The following is a 16,255-nucleotide window of genomic DNA, read 5'->3' on the forward strand; positions in this document are numbered from 1 at the left end:
TGGAGAAAAAAGGGAGGAAATCAGCAGGAATTAAGGACAAATTCCCAATAAATGCGGGTGCTTAGAGATTAGGATTGCGGAGAATAACAACGCTGTCTTCCAAAGCGTAACCTTCTTCCATCGACCCAAATTGGGCAAAGATGAGAATGGAGTAACCTATGTCAAACTTGAAACCTGTCCTTCTTGCGCTTTCTATGATGCTGGTGGCTCCGGCGGCGGTTCACGCCTCAGAAATTACGCTGGTTCCGGCGGTCAAACTACAGATTGGCGACCAGGATAACCGCGGTCACTACTGGGATGGTGGCAACTGGCGCGACCACGACTGGTGGGACCATCACTACGAACGCTACAACAACCACTGGCGCGCACGTGATAATCATCATGACCATCACGATGATCGCCACGATAATCATCACGATAACGGCAATCACTATGGTCAATACAAACACCACTAAGCAAAACGCCAGCATTGCGCTGGCGTTTTCTTTTACTGCTCGTGACGTTTAAACACTAACTCGCCGTCAACCGAACTCGCTTCATCAAAGAAATACCCCTCGCTATCAAACCCTTTCAGCTGCTCAGGTGTCGTCAGACGATTTTCAATAATGTAGCGGCTCATCAGGCCCCGCGCTTTCTTGGCGTAGAAGCTGATGACTTTGAATTTGCCGTTCTTCTCATCGAGGAACACCGGCTTAATAATCTGCCCTTTCAATGCTTTTGGCTTCACCGCCCGGAAGTATTCGTCGGACGCGAGGTTGATGACGATGTCATCGCCTTGGGCGTTGAGCGCTTCATTGAGCTTATTGGTGATGATGTCGCCCCAGAAGTGGTACAGGTCTTTGCCTTTGGCGTTCTCCAGGCGGATCCCCATTTCAAGGCGATACGGCTGCATTAAATCCAGCGGACGCAGCACGCCGTACAAACCTGAAAGCATACGCAGATGCTGCTGGGCAAAATCAAAATCGGCTTCGCTAAATTCTTCAGCCTGCAGGCCCGTGTAAACATCGCCTTTAAACGCGAGGATCGCCGGGCGGGCGTTTTGCGGGGTGAAATCCGGGTGCCAGTCGTGAAAACGCGTGGCGTTGAGATCGGCGAGCTTGTCGCTGATGCTCATCAGTTTGCCAATCTGCGGGGCAGACAGCTTGCGAGCGACGCTAATCAGCTGCTGGGAATAGTCCAGCAACTCAGGTTGGGTGTAGCGTGCCGTCGGCAGGTCGCTTTGGTAATCCAGCGTTTTAGCAGGTGAAATCAGAATCAGCATAATCAGTCCTTGCGGCCATTTTTCCGTGACTTTAGCAAAAAATGGCCGTGAAAGGATCGATAGCTGTTATTGGCGCGGCACATCATCCCAGGTTCCTGGGGCAAGCTGCTGTTCAATTTCCGGATAGCGTGCCGGATCGAACACCGGTTTAACCCCGAGCTTTCTTTGGCGGAGGTAATCGCTGGCGATAATACGCACTACCGGCGACAGCAGCAGGATCGCCGTCAGGTTGGTGATTGCCATCAGCGCCATGATGATATCTGCCAGTTGCCACACTACGGGCAGGCTCAGCATCGTGCCCAGCATGACCATCACCAGAGTGGTTATTCGCAGCAGCCAGACGTTGCGCGGGCTGTTCAGCTTCAGGTAAATCAGATTATTTTCGGCATAAATATAGTTGGCGACAATCGAGCTGAAGGCGAACAGCAGGACAATTGCCGCGACAAATTCTGCCCCCCAGCGTCCGGCAAAATAGGCCATTGCTTTTTGCACCAGCTGAATGCCGTCCACAGACGTTTGGGCGGTGTCGTACCCGGCCAGCAGCAGTACCATTGCGGTAGCGGTACAAATGATCAACGTATCGACCAGCACGCCAATCATTTGCACGATGCCCTGCGCGGCAGGGTGCGGCGGCCATGATGCCGCAGCGGCGGCAGCGTTGGGTGTGGAACCCATGCCCGCTTCGTTGGAGAACATCCCGCGTTGAAAGCCGCTGGTCAGCGCCTGGCTGATGGTATAACCGACGGCCCCTGCCGCCGCTTCCTGCCAGCCGAAGGCGCTGCGAATAATGGTTTCGATAACCATGGGTATTTGATTCAGGTGCCACAGGCTGATGATCACGCTGGCGCTCATCCACAGAGCGGCCATGATCGGCACTAACCATTGCATCAGTTTGGCGACGCTGCGCAGCCCACGCACGATGACCAGCAGAGTAAAAATCATGAGTCCCACGCCGCATACGACTTTCGGCAAGTCAAAGGCGAAGTGCATGGCATTAGAGACCGAGTTGGCTTGCACGGTATTGAAGATGAGCCCGTAAGCCAGCAGCAGGAAGACCGAGAACAGCACGCCCATCCAGCGCATCCCGAGACCGCGGGACATATACCACGCCGGGCCGCCGCGAAACTGGCCGCTGGCATCGCGCTCTTTGTAGAGCTGTGCCAGAGAGCATTCGGCGAAGCTGCTCGCCATGCCGATGATTGCCGAAACCCACATCCAGAATACGGCACCCGGGCCACCGGCGGTGATCGCAATGGCGACCCCGGCCAGATTACCGCTGCCAACGCGTGCGGCGAGACTGGTGCACAGCGCCTGGAATGCGGTCAGACCGCCCGACTGTGGGCTGAGGCTGCGTTTGAGGCTCTTGGGGAAATGACGAAGATAGCGAAACTGGATATAGCCCGTTCGCCAGGTAAACCACGCTCCGGCACCCAGCAACAGGTAAATCATTACCGAGCCCCAGAGGATTTCGTTCATAAAAGAGAGAAATTCAGGCATTTAACGTCCTTTCATCGATGCCGGAGACCATTGTAAGCGCTACCATTTTGTGACAATCCGTTATCTGGCAGGCGAGGAATAATCTCAGTTTATCATACTCTGCGCTCTTGAACCGTCTGCGGTTGCGCTGACACCGGGGCGTGATATTATCGGAGCAGACCGGTTACATCCCCCTAACAGCTGTTTAAAGAGAAAGACTATCATGACGGATAAATTGACCTCCCTGCGTCAGTACACAACCGTAGTGGCTGACACTGGAGACATCGCGGCAATGAAGCTGTATCAGCCTCAGGATGCGACAACCAACCCTTCTCTGATCCTCGGCGCAGCCCAGATCCCTGAATACCGTAAGCTGATTGATGAAGCGATTGCCTGGGCGAAAAGCCAGAGCAGCAACCGTGAGCAGCAGATTGTCGACGCAACTGACAAACTGGCGGTAAACATCGGTCTGGAGATCCTGAAACTGATCCCGGGTCGCATCTCTACCGAAGTTGACGCACGTCTGTCCTACGACACCGAAGGCTCTATCGCCAAAGCAAAACACCTGATCAAGCTTTACAACGATGCGGGCATCAGCAACGACCGTATCCTGATCAAACTGGCTTCCACCTGGCAGGGCATCCGTGCCGCTGAGCAGCTGGAAAAAGAAGGCATCAACTGTAACCTGACTCTGCTGTTCTCCTTTGCCCAGGCGCGTGCCTGTGCCGAAGCGGGCGTGTTCCTGATTTCTCCATTCGTGGGCCGTATCCTCGACTGGTACAAATCCAACACGGATAAGAAAGAGTATGCTCCAGCAGAAGATCCAGGCGTGGTATCGGTGTCTGAAATCTACAGCTACTACAAACAGCACGGCTACGAAACTGTCGTGATGGGTGCAAGCTTCCGTAACGTGGGTGAAATCCTGGAACTGGCTGGCTGTGACCGCCTGACCATTGCACCTGCGCTGCTGAAAGAGTTGGCTGAGTCTGAAGGCGCTATCGAACGTAAACTGGTTTACACCGGTGAAGTGAAAGCCCGTCCAGAGCGCATCACTGAATCCCAGTTCCTGTGGCAGCACAACCAGGATCCGATGGCAGTAGACAAACTGGCGGACGGTATCCGTAAGTTTGCTATCGACCAGGAAAAACTGGAAAAAATGATCGGCGACCTGCTGTAATCATTCGGGTGTGACCGGCTCTCCGGTCACACCTTCCTCGCGTAATTTGTCTCTGTTTCCCCTCAGCGTGTATCATTCCGCCTAACCGCATTTTTGAACGGAATAGATATGAACACACTTCGCATTGGCCTTGTTTCCATCTCCGATCGTGCCTCCAGTGGTGTATACCAGGACAAAGGTATTCCCGCGCTCGAAGCCTGGCTGGCCCGCGCATTAACCACGCCTTTTGAACTGCAAACTCGCCTGATCCCTGACGAACAGCCGATCATCGAACAAACCCTGTGCGAGCTGGTAGATGAAATGAGCTGCCATTTGGTATTAACCACCGGCGGAACCGGCCCGGCGCGTCGGGATGTGACCCCGGATGCCACTCTTGCGATCGCCGACCGTGAAATGCCGGGCTTCGGGGAGCAAATGCGCCAGATAAGCCTGCACTTTGTGCCGACGGCCATTCTGTCGCGTCAGGTGGGCGTCATCCGCAAGCAGGCGCTGATCCTCAATCTACCAGGGCAACCGAAATCGATTCAGGAGACGCTGGAAGGCGTGAAAGACGAGGCCGGGAAGGTGTTGGTTCATGGTATTTTTGCAAGTGTACCGTATTGTGTACAGTTGCTGGAGGGGCCGTATGTTGAAACTGACCCGCAGGTTGTCGCCGCTTTTCGCCCGAAAAGTGCCCGTCGTGAAACTCAACCCTGAATAGAGCGTTGTTGTAAAATATGCGTTGCGGGCCAAAGATTGACCGTTGGTTTACAGTGTAGTAATTTTTTCTTTACGACACCTGTAAATCAATCAAAACAAATGGCCCGCTATGTCACACTCTGCACGACCTCTGAACCGACAGGATTATAAAACCCTGACGCTGGCCGCCCTCGGCGGTGCGCTGGAGTTTTATGATTTCATCATCTTCGTCTTCTTTGCCGCGGTAATTGGCGAGCTCTTCTTCCCGCCGGATATTCCTGAATGGCTGCGCCAGGTGCAGACCTTCGGCATTTTTGCCGCAGGCTACCTGGCACGTCCGCTTGGCGGCATCATCATGGCGCACTTTGGCGATTTGGTCGGGCGTAAAAAGATGTTCACACTCAGCATTTTGCTGATGGCGGTGCCGACGCTGTTGATTGGCCTGCTGCCGACCTACGCGTCGGTGGGGATTATCGCGCCGTTACTTCTGCTGCTGATGCGCGTCCTGCAAGGTGCGGCGATTGGCGGGGAAGTACCAGGGGCGTGGGTGTTTGTGGCCGAGCACGTGCCCGCCCAGCGCATCGGCATTGCCTGCGGAACGCTCACGGCGGGGCTGACTGTCGGGATTTTGCTTGGCTCGGTGGTGGCGACGCTTATCAATACCAGCCTGACGCAGCAGGCGATTCACGACGGTGGTTGGCGGATCCCCTTCCTGCTCGGCGGGGCGTTTGGCCTGGTGGCGATGTATCTGCGTCGCTGGCTACAGGAGACGCCAGTGTTCCTCGAAATGCAAAAGCGTAAGCAGTTGGCGCAGGAGCTGCCGGTGAAATCAGTGGTGATGAAGCATCAGAAAGCGGTGGTTATCTCGATGCTGCTGACCTGGCTGCTGTCGGCGGGGATCGTGGTGGTTATCCTGATGTCCCCGGTATGGTTGCAAAAGCATTACGGTTTTGCCCCTGCACTGACCTTACAGGCCAACAGCATTGCCACCATTATGCTCTGCATCGGCTGTCTGCTGGCAGGCCTGGCGGCCGATAAATTCGGTGCCAGCCGCACCTTTATTATTGGCAGCCTAATGTTAGCGGCATCGAGCTGGGCGTTTTATCACCTGGCGGGCACGTCGGCGTCACATCTGTTTATGCTCTACGAGCTGGTAGGATTGTGCGTCGGGGTGGTTGGTGCGGTGCCGTATGTGATGGTCCGGGCGTTTCCGGCGGAAGTGCGTTTCACCGGCATCTCATTCTCTTACAACGTCTCCTACGCTATTTTCGGCGGGCTGACGCCGATTGCGGTTACGCTGTTGATGGGGGTCTCGCCAATGGCCCCGGCCTGGTATGTGCTGGCGCTGTCGCTGGTGGGATTGGGATTAGGACTCTGGCTGCGGCAAACGTATATTGCGCCAGAAAAGGCGTCGTTGGCGACGCACTAAAAAGAAGCCGGGCAGTGCCCGGCTTTTTAATCTCGATGAAAATTAACGCTTTTCACCGATTGGCAGCACGGTGCGGCCGAACTGTTCGTTCAGCACTTCACCCATTGCCAACCAGATAGCGCTCGCGCCGCACACCAGACCAATCCAGCCTGCGATACGTACGATGCCTTCGTGGTCCGCCAGATGACCGATAGCCAACAGGGCAAACAGCACGGTCAGGCTCAGGAACACGAATTGCAGCATACGTGGACCGGTCAGAGTACCGAAGAACATGAACAGGGTGAATACACCCCACAGGCCCAGGTACATCCCCATGAAGTGCGCGTTAGCCGGTTCGGCCAGGCCCATTTTCGGCATAATCAGAATGGCGACCAGGGTCAGCCAGAAAGAACCATAAGAGGTGAATGCAGTCAGACCGAAAGTATTCCCTTTTTTAAACTCCAGCAGGCCCGCAAAAATTTGCGCCAGTCCGCCGTAAAAAATACCCATCGCCAAAATGGCAGTATCAAACTGGAAAAGACCGCTGTTTGCCAGGTTCAACAGGATGGTAGTCATGCCGAAGCCCATCAGGCCCAGCGGTGCTGGGTTAGCCAACTTAGTGTTAACCATATTTCCTCAAAAACTTATTAATAAAGGGGGAAAAGTTGTAAACCCCTGCCAATCCTCTGGCAGCGGGGCGCGGCATAATAATCAGAGCCATGCCCGCCGTCTATGATCTGAGCAGGGTGAAATTAAAAAATTTTTTATGCTTCCCCCTTGATGCCCGATGTTACGACCCCATCTTGTATGCAACCGCAGTGGTGAGCCTGGAAAAAAAAGCATTAGGGCGCTTGAAACAACACGTTTCGCCCTTATTACAGGTTCACAACCACATGTTGATCGAATTTTTAGTGGAGACGTTTAGATGGGTAAAATTATTGGTATCGACCTGGGTACTACCAACTCTTGTGTAGCGATTATGGATGGCAACACTCCGCGTGTGCTGGAAAACGCTGAGGGCGATCGCACCACGCCTTCTATCATTGCTTATACCCAGGACGGTGAAACTCTGGTTGGTCAGCCGGCTAAACGTCAGGCAGTGACAAACCCGCAAAACACCCTGTTTGCGATCAAGCGCCTGATTGGTCGTCGTTTCCAGGACGAAGAAGTGCAGCGTGATGAAGCCATCATGCCGTACAAAATCGTTGCTGCTGATAACGGCGATGCGTGGCTGGACGTAAAAGGCACCAAAACTGCACCACCGCAGATTTCTGCTGAAGTGCTGAAAAAAATGAAGAAAACTGCTGAAGATTACCTGGGCGAACCGGTAACTGAAGCGGTTATCACCGTACCGGCTTACTTCAACGATGCTCAGCGTCAGGCAACGAAAGATGCTGGCCGTATCGCCGGTCTGGAAGTGAAACGTATCATCAACGAACCAACCGCAGCCGCACTGGCATATGGTCTGGATAAAGAAGTCGGCAACCGCACCATCGCGGTCTACGACCTGGGCGGTGGTACTTTCGATATCTCTATCATCGAAATCGACGAAGTTGATGGCGAAAAAACCTTCGAAGTTCTGGCAACCAACGGTGACACTCACCTCGGTGGTGAAGACTTTGACAGCCGTCTGATCAACTACCTCGTTGAAGAGTTCAAGAAAGATCAGGGCATTGACCTGCGTAACGACCCGCTGGCCATGCAGCGTCTGAAAGAAGCGGCAGAAAAAGCGAAAATCGAGCTGTCTTCTGCTCAGCAGACCGACGTCAACCTGCCGTACATCACAGCAGATGCGACCGGCCCGAAACACATGAACATCAAAGTGACTCGCGCGAAACTGGAAAGCCTGGTCGAAGACCTGGTGAACCGTTCTATCGAGCCGCTGAAAGTCGCTCTGCAGGATGCTGGCCTGTCCGTTTCCGATATCCAGGACGTTATCCTGGTCGGCGGTCAGACTCGTATGCCAATGGTTCAGAAGAAAGTTGCTGAATTCTTCGGTAAAGAACCACGTAAAGACGTTAACCCGGATGAAGCTGTGGCGATCGGTGCAGCGGTTCAGGGCGGCGTTCTGACCGGTGAAGTGAAAGACGTTCTGCTGCTGGACGTTACCCCGCTGTCGTTGGGTATCGAAACCATGGGCGGTGTGATGACTGCGCTCATCAACAAAAATACCACCATCCCGACTAAGCACAGCCAGGTGTTCTCTACTGCGGAAGATAACCAGTCTGCGGTAACCATCCATGTGCTGCAGGGTGAGCGTAAACGTTCCAGCGATAACAAATCTCTGGGTCAGTTCAACCTGGATGGTATCAGCCCAGCACCGCGCGGTATGCCGCAGATCGAAGTCACCTTCGATATCGATGCTGACGGTATCCTGCACGTTTCCGCGAAAGACAAAAATAGCGGTAAAGAGCAGAAGATCACCATCAAAGCGTCTTCCGGTCTGAATGAAGAAGAAATTCAGAAAATGGTGCGTGAAGCTGAAGCTAACGCCGAGTCTGACCGTAAGTTCGAAGAACTGGTTCAGACCCGTAACCAGGGCGACCATCTGCTGCACAGCACGCGTAAGCAGGTTGAAGAAGCTGGCGAACAGCTGCCAGCAGAAGACAAAACCGCTATCGAGTCTGCACTGACCGCGCTGGAATCTTCTCTGAAAGGCGAAGACAAAGCGGATATCGAAGCGAAAATGCAGGCGCTGGCTCAGGCTTCTCAGAAGCTGATGGAAATCGCTCAGCAGCAGCACGCTCAGCAGCAGGCAGGTTCTGCTGATGCTTCCCAGAACAACGCGAAAGATGACGACGTTGTCGACGCTGAGTTCGAAGAAGTGAAAGATAAAAAATAATCGCCCTTATGCAGGGTAATTAACTGGCACGGGCGTAGGAGTTTACTCTTACGCCCGTGCTCGCATGTTAAGGGTAGAAAAACAGAAATGGCGAAGAGAGACTATTACGAGGTTTTAGGCGTTTCCAAATCAGCGGAAGAGCGTGAAATCAAAAAGGCTTACAAACGCCTGGCGATGAAGTTTCACCCGGACCGTAATCAGGGTGACAAAGACGCCGAAGCCAAATTTAAAGAGATCAAGGAAGCCTACGAGATCCTGACCGACGCGCAGAAGCGTGCGGCCTACGATCAATACGGTCATGCCGCCTTTGAACAGGGCGGCGGTGGATTCGGTGGCGGCGGCTTTGGCGGCGGCGGTGCTGATTTCGGCGACATCTTTGGCGACGTGTTTGGCGATATCTTCGGCGGTGGTCGTGGCCGTCAACGCGCTTCCCGCGGTTCAGATTTACGTTACAACCTGGATCTGACCCTGGAAGAAGCCGTTCGTGGCGTCACCAAAGAGATCCGTATCCCGACGCTTGAAGAGTGTGAAGTGTGCCACGGCAGCGGCGCGAAAGCCGGCAGCAAACCGCAGACCTGTCCGACCTGTCATGGTCAGGGCCAGGTGCAAATGCGCCAGGGTTTCTTTGCGGTCCAGCAGACCTGTCCACACTGTCAGGGTCGCGGCACGCTGATTAAAGATCCGTGCAACAGCTGTCACGGTCATGGTCGCGTTGAGAAAACCAAAACCTTGTCGGTCAAAATTCCGGCTGGCGTCGACACCGGCGACCGTATTCGTTTGGCTGGCGAAGGTGAAGCGGGCGAGCACGGGGCACCGGCAGGCGATCTGTACGTTCAGGTGCAGGTCAAACAGCACCCGATCTTCGAACGTGAAGGCAACAACCTGTACTGCGAAGTGCCGATCAACTTTGCAATGGCAGCGCTCGGCGGCGAGATCGAAGTCCCGACCCTCGACGGTCGCGTGAATCTGAAAGTCCCTGGTGAAACTCAGACTGGCAAGCTGTTCCGTATGCGTGGGAAAGGGGTTAAATCCGTTCGCGGCGGCGCACAGGGCGACCTGTTGTGTCGCGTGGTGGTGGAAACCCCGGTTAGCCTGAATGACAAACAGAAGCAGCTACTGAAAGATCTGCAGGAGAGCTTTGGTGGCCCGACGGGTGAAAAAAACAGTCCGCGTTCCAAAAGCTTCTTCGACGGCGTGAAAAAATTCTTCGATGATTTAACGCGTTAATTATTTTCATTCTAATTAAAAACCGAAATGTTAATTCATTTCGGTTTTTTTTTGCACCCACCATGAAAATGAGGTGTTGTGATGAATATTATTGTTTATAAGATGTATTTTTGGGCCTCAGCTGACAAATAATGTTATTTATAATCTTTTAACCTATTGATTTGTTTGTCTTAAATGATTTTTTTTGATGTCTGAATACATTCATTGCATGTATAGTTCCCGGTCAATGAATTGATTTAAAAGGGGCTAACTTGTATGGAGACGTCGTCTGCAGCCAGGGAGTTTGATTTAAATTTGATCAGAGTACTGGATGCTGTGGTAAATGCAGGAAATGCTACTAAAGCATCAAAGCGCCTTAACCTGACACCCGCAGCCGTTTCATTGGCATTGCGACGTCTTCAACATACGTACAATGAAGTCCTTTTTATTCGTACTAAAGAGGGGTTAGTGCCGACCATGCGGGCGAGAGAGATTCATCATACCTATAATCAGATCCTTGAACTGGTCGATACTACCTTTGATTCGATGGCGTGGAGAAAGCTCAATAAGGAAATTGTGATATGTGGAAGCGACATCATTGAGCAATGTTTTTTGTCAGAATTGATAGAGTTTGATGCTTTTGAACAGTACTTAATTAATCATCGCACCAACTGGAGTCGGGATGCTAAAACCTGTCGAGAATTACTCCTGTCGGGAGAGGCCGATTTGGCTATTACTTTCGATCCGCCGTCGGGTAATGAATTTACCCAGGTATCGATTGAAAACTTTAGCCAATATTCCGTGGTGTGCAGTCAACATAATCCATTATCATCGCTAGATAAACTCTCTCTGCACCATTTTTATTCATTCCCTCATGCCGTTATTCATAACGGAGCATCTTCGTCCGCACTGATTGAAGAGGAAAATCGACAACTCTTTACCGGCCCTTATTCAGGACGACGACTGATCGGCTATCGCGGAGAATCAATCAATGGATTGCTGAGCATCGTCGAGCGTTCATCAATGATTGCGGTTATTCCTCAGCGACTGGCCCACTTTTTTCAACTACAAAGGAATTATGCCATTACGCTCATCCCGCTTCCGGATGAGATCAGTATTAAACCATTGGCATTATACGCGGTCTGGTCGCAACAAAATAAATTTAAAAATGATATCGCCTCAATTATTGCAATGCTACAAAGCGTGGCGCATTAAATGAAATGATTTGATCATCAAGCCATGCCGTCATTTATCACCCTTATTTTCCAATGAAATGATGTGTCTCATAACCTATTGTGGTGGAGTTAAATGCACGGCATGGGCGAGATGTAGAAATTTTTACTCGATGATGACTCTGTTTTTCATCCAGCCATAAATAAACTCTTCATTCCTTTCTCTATTCTCGGTTATCACCAGGTAGTATTCTCCCTGGGAACAGTTAAGCGCGTTAATGAGTACCTGCTCGCCTTCTTTACCTCGCCAGGACAGAAAAGTATTCAGCGCTTCGATGGTCTTTATGCCGATATTGCCATCGACCTTAAGTTCAGTATATTTATTACCGTGTAGATTAAAGATGTTAAGCCAGCGCTGTAGCCAGCGGGAGGGCCAGCTGGGACCCACGTTGACCCCGGCGTCGCACAGTTCAAAGGCAAGATGTAAGGAAAGCTGCGCTACTTTATCGAAGCCGGGAGCGCTCCAGTAGCTTTTCTCAAGAATGGTATAGGCTTCGTCTCGGGTCATTTCCCGCATATCTCCCTGATAGCCATGGGCGCGAGCGGTCAGTTCCGTTATTCCCCAATTTGTGGCACCACCTTTATCTGCCGGATTATTTGTATATCCACCTTCTTTTTCAAGAATACCATCTAATACAGGGTTCATCGTATCATCCTCTGTGCTCATCAATTGTGGGAGAGTAACTTAATCATATCCAGTACCGCATACAGCGAAATGATTGAGATAATAAAAGCCATTACGATTGCTGTCTTCCATATTTTATATCTGCGCTTCAATCTTTCTTCCGGCAGTTTTTCTATCGTAATGTTATTGTTAATTCTGATCCCAACGCGTGGGATAGTCATGAAAAAATCGTTGATGCCGAGCGTGCGCAAGTCTTTTCGAATTAAATATAAGAGTTGTGTGAGGTTAGCGTCACTGATGAATTGTCCACGCTCTCCCCATAGTCCATAGGTCAGCTGTTGTTTATCAATGACTCCCGACTCTGAGTTCTCAATGATAAAGCTTAGGCAGCGGGCTCGCATCGCCGTCATTTTTATAATAACGGCATTGTCGGTGTTTCTTATTTCATTCTTCTCCTCATTGTAAATACAGTTATGGTTAAGAAGATAGCGCTTCATAGTACACCTGTTAGTCGTGGTGAGTTGATTTGTGTTAATTGATAGTAGAAGGCAATTCTCCTTTTACCATTCGTTTGACCAGGAAACTTCTTAGCTAATAACGGGAGTGTGGGCCGGTTAGCAAATAATGGCCTGAATTAAATTTTATTTATAAGTGATGTAAGTCTGGTTTACATTGCCAAATCTCATAGGTGATTTCTGATATTGATGGGCTGTGTTTCTGATAAACAGCGGGGTGGTATTTTGTGGTGTATCAATAAAGCTCACGTGATGCTTTGTGTTTTGAGAATTCAGTAGCGGACGTATGAAATAGATGGTGTAGCGCATGGCTACCTTTTCAAATCACTCTAAGGAACTCACAATGGCAACAAGTAAATTAATTCAGGGCGATAGTCTGACCGAGACCAGTAATGCGGCAGATGGTTTTAAACCTGAAAGCGAAGTACAGAGCTATAGCTATACCTCTGCGCGGGTGGCGAAGTCTGTGTATAACAAATACAAAGCGGCAGCCAGTAAACCTAAAGTGTTTGGTTATTATACCGACTGGTCACAATACGATGGTCGTCTTCAGGGACAAGATTCCCAGGCCTCCCGTGGTCGTGGTTATGACCTGGCAAATATTGATCCGACAGCCTACGACAAAATCATCTTTGGTTTTGTGGGTATCGTCGGTGATAAAGGGGAAAAACAGTACACCATTGAAAATGCCGCCGGCCTCACCGGTAAAAAAACCAATGAGCCCACTTTCCTTGATCCATGGGGCGATTTTCAGTCCTATGTAAACTGCAATCAAACCACCAGCGGCTGGGATGTCGACCCTGCAACTGTCACACAATCCAACACCCACGGCCTGTTGGGCGGCCTACGTGATTTGCAGGCCAAAGCCAAACAGCAGGGGCATACCCTGGCCCTGTCGATGAGTATCGGCGGCTGGACAATGAGTAATGCCTTCCATGAAGTCGCTAAAACCGACTCGGCGCGCAAAACATTTGCCGCTGGCGTGGTGAAATTGTTCAAGCAATTCCCGATGTTCAGCGAAGTGGATATTGACTGGGAATACCCGAACGCCGAAGGCAACGGCAACCCACATGGCCCTGAAGATGGTGCTAACTATGCGCTGTTGATTAAAGAGCTGAAAACCCAGCTGTCCGCAGCTGGTCGTAGCGACGTGAAGATTTCGATCGCCAGTTCTGCGGTGGTCGACGTACTGGGCTATTCCAATGTGAAAGCGCTGCTCGATGCGGGCCTGTATGGCATCAACGTGATGACCTATGACTTCTTCGGGACACCATGGGCAGAAACGCTGACCCATCACACCAATCTGTCGCCGTTAACGGCGGGTGGTTGGAGCATTGAGGCCGTCGTGGAGTACCTGGTTGCTGAAGGCTTCCCTTCCGATCGCATCAATATCGGTTATGCCGGGTATACCCGTAATGGCCGCAATGCTGTGATTGAAAGTTTCTCCCCGCTGAAAGGCTCATATGATCCAGGCCAGGGAACCACCACCGGTTCATTCGAATCGGGTTGCACCGAGTGGTATGACACTATTTACAACTATCTGGATCTGGAAAACCAGCAGGGTCGTAACGGCTTTAACGTCTATACCGATAAAATTGCCAATGCGGATTACCTGTACAACCCGCAGAGCAAGCTGTTTATGTCCCTGGACACGCCGCGTTCGGTGAAAGCCAAAGGTGAGTATGCCGCGAAACATAGCCTGGGTGGCCTGTTTACCTGGACTATCGATCAGGATAACGGCGTACTGCTGAACGCGGCCCGTGAAGGCTTGGGTTATGAACTGCAGACGCAGAAAGTGGATATGAAGCCGTTCTACTTCGAAGGTATCAATGTCAGCGATGCGGATAAGGAAGATGGGGGCGAAGAACCTGTTCAGCCAGTCGTTAACCACGCACCAAAAGCCGCAGTTGAGTTGCTGGTTGTCAGCGGCTCGCGTGTACAGCTTTCTGGCGAGGCTTCGACTGACGAAGATGGCGATGTGCTGAGCTTTAGCTGGGGTGTGCCTGCTTCAGTGTCAGTGGCAGACAAGAGCGCGTCGGTGATTGAGTTCTCTGCGCCAACCGTAACCCAAAAAACGGAACTTCAGTTCACGTTATTTGTTCGCGACAGCCACAATGAGCCGTCATCGCAGCAGCGCTTTGTGGTGAATGTGGTGCCTGCGCAATCCGGTCAGAATGATAATCCAGTACCAACTCCTGATCCGGTTCCGAATCCAGAACCTACTCCAGAACCCACTCCGGATGTTCCGGCTGGCGACACCCCATACCCAGTATGGAACGTGAGCACCGTTTACGGCGGGAACTGGGGCACTTTCGAAACCGTGAGCTGGAAGGGCCATAACTATAAGGTCAACTGGTACTCCGTTGGTGAACAACCGGATAAAAACAGCGGTCCATACGCTGTATGGAGCGATCTCGGCGCGTATTAATGTGATCTGATAGCTATAATTTTGCGCAAGCTTCCCCGGCGGATGGATCGCCGGGGTTTTTTGCATGTTTAATCGCGGATAGGTATTGGATCGGAAAAAGCGAGTTTTTGTTGCTATATAATCTACTTTTAACGAATCATCGTGGCGGTTACTATGGTTTTATCGATGTATTAACGGAAAAGAGAGAATAAAAGTGAAACATCTACAGCGTTTTTTTAGCAATGAGGCTTCCGGGGGCATCATCTTGATCATCGCCGCCGCGCTGGCGATGCTGTTGGCGAACATGGGTTCGACCAGCGGTCTGTATCATTCTTTTCTGGAAACCCCTGTACAGCTCAAGGTGGGCGCGCTCGAAATTAATAAGAACATGCTGCTGTGGATCAACGATGCGTTGATGGCGGTGTTCTTCCTGTTGATTGGTCTTGAGGTCAAACGTGAGCTCATTGTGGGGTCGCTGGCCAGCCGTCGGCAGGCAATTTTCCCGGTAATCGCCGCTCTGGGTGGGATGGTGGTGCCCGCGCTGGTCTATCTGGCGTTTAACTTCCATGATCCCATTACTCGTGAAGGCTGGGCGATTCCGGCGGCCACCGACATTGCGTTTGCACTGGGCGTGCTGGCGCTGCTCGGCAGCCGTGTCCCGGCCTCTCTGAAAATTTTCCTGATGGCGCTGGCGATTATTGATGATCTCGGTGCCATCGTTATTATCGCACTGTTCTACACCAGTGATTTGTCGATACTGTCTCTCGGCGTAGCGGCAGCGGCGATTGCGGTGCTGGCTTTCCTGAACCTGACCGGAGTCCGTCGGACCGGGATTTATATTCTGGTGGGGGTGATTCTGTGGACCGCGGTGCTGAAATCAGGTGTGCATGCCACGCTTGCCGGAGTGGTTGTCGGTTTCTTCATTCCGCTGAAAGAGCAGAAGGGCAAATCACCGGCGGTTCAGCTCGAGCACGTGCTGCATCCGTGGGTGGCGTATCTGATCCTGCCGCTGTTCGCCTTCGCGAATGCCGGCGTGTCACTGCAAGGCGTCACCCTGGAAGGGCTGACTTCATTGCTGCCGCTGGGCATCATGGCGGGTTTGTTCATCGGTAAACCGCTGGGTATTAGCTTGTTCTGCTGGCTCGCGCTGAAAATGAAATGGGCTACGCTGCCAGCGGGCACCACCTGGAAGCAGATAATGGCGGTCGGGGTGCTGTGCGGGATTGGCTTTACGATGTCGATTTTCATCGCCTCACTGGCCTTCGGTAATGTGGATCCAGCCCTCATCAACTGGGCTAAGCTGGGCATCCTGATTGGCTCGGTGCTGTCGGCGGTGGTCGGCTACACCCTGCTGCGGATGCGCACCTCCAGCGAGCAAGTGCAAACGGTCTAAACCTTCACAGAGAGCCCTGAGTGGCTCTCTTTTGA

General features: G+C 51.9%; 14 protein-coding genes. 9 read left to right on the forward strand and 5 right to left on the reverse strand.

Annotated features, from left to right (window positions below; genetic code table 11):
• Nucleotides 1-158 precede the first annotated feature (158 nt).
• Nucleotides 159-455 (forward strand): DUF2502 domain-containing protein, encoded by a 297-nt coding sequence (locus tag SIK69_RS01020; RefSeq protein WP_319785200.1) that lies wholly within the window; start codon nucleotides 159-161, stop codon nucleotides 453-455.
• A 32-nt stretch (nucleotides 456-487) separates the two neighbouring features.
• Here SIK69_RS01020 and yaaA read toward each other — a convergent pair whose 3' ends face one another.
• Nucleotides 488-1,261, reverse strand: coding sequence for a peroxide stress protein YaaA (gene yaaA / locus SIK69_RS01025; RefSeq protein ID WP_319628264.1), 774 nt, complete (start codon nucleotides 1,259-1,261; stop codon nucleotides 488-490).
• A gap of 66 nt (nucleotides 1,262-1,327) precedes the next feature.
• The gene (locus SIK69_RS01030; RefSeq protein WP_319628263.1) at nucleotides 1,328-2,758 is read right to left on the reverse strand and encodes an alanine/glycine:cation symporter family protein; all 1,431 of its coding nucleotides are present in this window, start codon (nucleotides 2,756-2,758) and stop codon (nucleotides 1,328-1,330) included.
• A 202-nt stretch (nucleotides 2,759-2,960) separates the two neighbouring features.
• On the opposite strand from SIK69_RS01030, the gene tal reads away from it, so the two are divergent.
• From tal to SIK69_RS01045, 3 genes are all read left to right on the forward strand, one after another.
• Nucleotides 2,961-3,914: a transaldolase gene (tal, locus tag SIK69_RS01035; protein ID WP_319628262.1), complete on the forward strand. Its 954-nt coding sequence runs from the start codon at nucleotides 2,961-2,963 to the stop codon at nucleotides 3,912-3,914.
• A 108-nt stretch (nucleotides 3,915-4,022) separates the two neighbouring features.
• Nucleotides 4,023-4,610 (forward strand): molybdopterin adenylyltransferase, encoded by a 588-nt coding sequence (gene mog, locus SIK69_RS01040; protein WP_319628261.1) that lies wholly within the window; start codon nucleotides 4,023-4,025, stop codon nucleotides 4,608-4,610.
• 112 nt (nucleotides 4,611-4,722) lie between these two features.
• Nucleotides 4,723-6,021 (forward strand): MFS transporter, encoded by a 1,299-nt coding sequence (locus SIK69_RS01045; protein WP_319785201.1) that lies wholly within the window; start codon nucleotides 4,723-4,725, stop codon nucleotides 6,019-6,021.
• A 42-nt stretch (nucleotides 6,022-6,063) separates the two neighbouring features.
• Here SIK69_RS01045 and satP read toward each other — a convergent pair whose 3' ends face one another.
• The gene (satP, locus tag SIK69_RS01050) at nucleotides 6,064-6,630 is read right to left on the reverse strand and encodes an acetate uptake transporter (protein ID WP_319785202.1); all 567 of its coding nucleotides are present in this window, start codon (nucleotides 6,628-6,630) and stop codon (nucleotides 6,064-6,066) included.
• Nucleotides 6,631-6,925: 295 nt separating this feature from the next.
• Between satP and dnaK the strand changes: the two genes are divergently transcribed.
• The 3 genes from dnaK to SIK69_RS01065 all read left to right on the forward strand — a co-directional run bounded on the left by dnaK (nucleotide 6,926) and on the right by SIK69_RS01065 (nucleotide 11,263).
• Nucleotides 6,926-8,842: a molecular chaperone DnaK gene (gene dnaK, locus SIK69_RS01055; RefSeq protein ID WP_319628258.1), complete on the forward strand. Its 1,917-nt coding sequence runs from the start codon at nucleotides 6,926-6,928 to the stop codon at nucleotides 8,840-8,842.
• A gap of 87 nt (nucleotides 8,843-8,929) precedes the next feature.
• The gene (gene dnaJ / locus SIK69_RS01060) at nucleotides 8,930-10,069 is read left to right on the forward strand and encodes a molecular chaperone DnaJ (protein WP_319785203.1); all 1,140 of its coding nucleotides are present in this window, start codon (nucleotides 8,930-8,932) and stop codon (nucleotides 10,067-10,069) included.
• Nucleotides 10,070-10,324: 255 nt separating this feature from the next.
• Nucleotides 10,325-11,263, forward strand: a complete 939-nt coding sequence (locus SIK69_RS01065; protein WP_319785204.1) for a LysR family transcriptional regulator — start codon at nucleotides 10,325-10,327, stop codon at nucleotides 11,261-11,263.
• A gap of 123 nt (nucleotides 11,264-11,386) precedes the next feature.
• Here SIK69_RS01065 and SIK69_RS01070 read toward each other — a convergent pair whose 3' ends face one another.
• Both SIK69_RS01070 and SIK69_RS01075 read right to left on the reverse strand, forming a co-directional pair.
• Nucleotides 11,387-11,926 carry a glycoside hydrolase family 108 protein gene (locus tag SIK69_RS01070; RefSeq protein WP_319785205.1) on the reverse strand — a complete coding sequence of 180 codons (540 nt, stop codon included), beginning with the start codon at nucleotides 11,924-11,926 and terminating at the stop codon, nucleotides 11,387-11,389.
• Between the two features lie 20 nt (nucleotides 11,927-11,946).
• Nucleotides 11,947-12,402, reverse strand: a complete 456-nt coding sequence (locus SIK69_RS01075; protein ID WP_319628254.1) for a winged helix-turn-helix domain-containing protein — start codon at nucleotides 12,400-12,402, stop codon at nucleotides 11,947-11,949.
• Between the two features lie 361 nt (nucleotides 12,403-12,763).
• Here SIK69_RS01075 and SIK69_RS01080 point away from each other — a divergent pair, with 361 nt between their 5' ends.
• Nucleotides 12,764-14,848, forward strand: coding sequence for a glycoside hydrolase family 18 protein (locus SIK69_RS01080; protein WP_319785206.1), 2,085 nt, complete (start codon nucleotides 12,764-12,766; stop codon nucleotides 14,846-14,848).
• Between the two features lie 193 nt (nucleotides 14,849-15,041).
• Nucleotides 15,042-16,220 carry a Na+/H+ antiporter NhaA gene (nhaA, locus tag SIK69_RS01085; RefSeq protein ID WP_319785207.1) on the forward strand — a complete coding sequence of 393 codons (1,179 nt, stop codon included), beginning with the start codon at nucleotides 15,042-15,044 and terminating at the stop codon, nucleotides 16,218-16,220.
• Nucleotides 16,221-16,255: the final 35 nt, after the last annotated feature.

This window comes from Scandinavium lactucae, from assembly GCF_033843265.1.
Lineage (GTDB): Bacteria > Pseudomonadota > Gammaproteobacteria > Enterobacterales > Enterobacteriaceae > Scandinavium > Scandinavium lactucae.

Bases quoted from the DNA above. Each gene is read 5' to 3' on its own strand.
- SIK69_RS01020 (WP_319785200.1), top strand. From the start codon at position 159: ATGTCAAACTTGAAACCTGTCCTTCTTGCGCTTTCTATGATGCTGGTG.
- yaaA (WP_319628264.1), bottom strand. From the start codon at position 1,261: ATGCTGATTCTGATTTCACCTGCTAAAACGCTGGATTACCAAAGCGAC.
- SIK69_RS01030 (WP_319628263.1), bottom strand. From the start codon at position 2,758: ATGCCTGAATTTCTCTCTTTTATGAACGAAATCCTCTGGGGCTCGGTA.
- tal (WP_319628262.1), top strand. From the start codon at position 2,961: ATGACGGATAAATTGACCTCCCTGCGTCAGTACACAACCGTAGTGGCT.
- mog (WP_319628261.1), top strand. From the start codon at position 4,023: ATGAACACACTTCGCATTGGCCTTGTTTCCATCTCCGATCGTGCCTCC.
- SIK69_RS01045 (WP_319785201.1), top strand. From the start codon at position 4,723: ATGTCACACTCTGCACGACCTCTGAACCGACAGGATTATAAAACCCTG.
- satP (WP_319785202.1), bottom strand. From the start codon at position 6,630: ATGGTTAACACTAAGTTGGCTAACCCAGCACCGCTGGGCCTGATGGGC.
- dnaK (WP_319628258.1), top strand. From the start codon at position 6,926: ATGGGTAAAATTATTGGTATCGACCTGGGTACTACCAACTCTTGTGTA.
- dnaJ (WP_319785203.1), top strand. From the start codon at position 8,930: ATGGCGAAGAGAGACTATTACGAGGTTTTAGGCGTTTCCAAATCAGCG.
- SIK69_RS01065 (WP_319785204.1), top strand. From the start codon at position 10,325: ATGGAGACGTCGTCTGCAGCCAGGGAGTTTGATTTAAATTTGATCAGA.
- SIK69_RS01070 (WP_319785205.1), bottom strand. From the start codon at position 11,926: ATGAACCCTGTATTAGATGGTATTCTTGAAAAAGAAGGTGGATATACA.
- SIK69_RS01075 (WP_319628254.1), bottom strand. From the start codon at position 12,402: ATGAAGCGCTATCTTCTTAACCATAACTGTATTTACAATGAGGAGAAG.
- SIK69_RS01080 (WP_319785206.1), top strand. From the start codon at position 12,764: ATGGCAACAAGTAAATTAATTCAGGGCGATAGTCTGACCGAGACCAGT.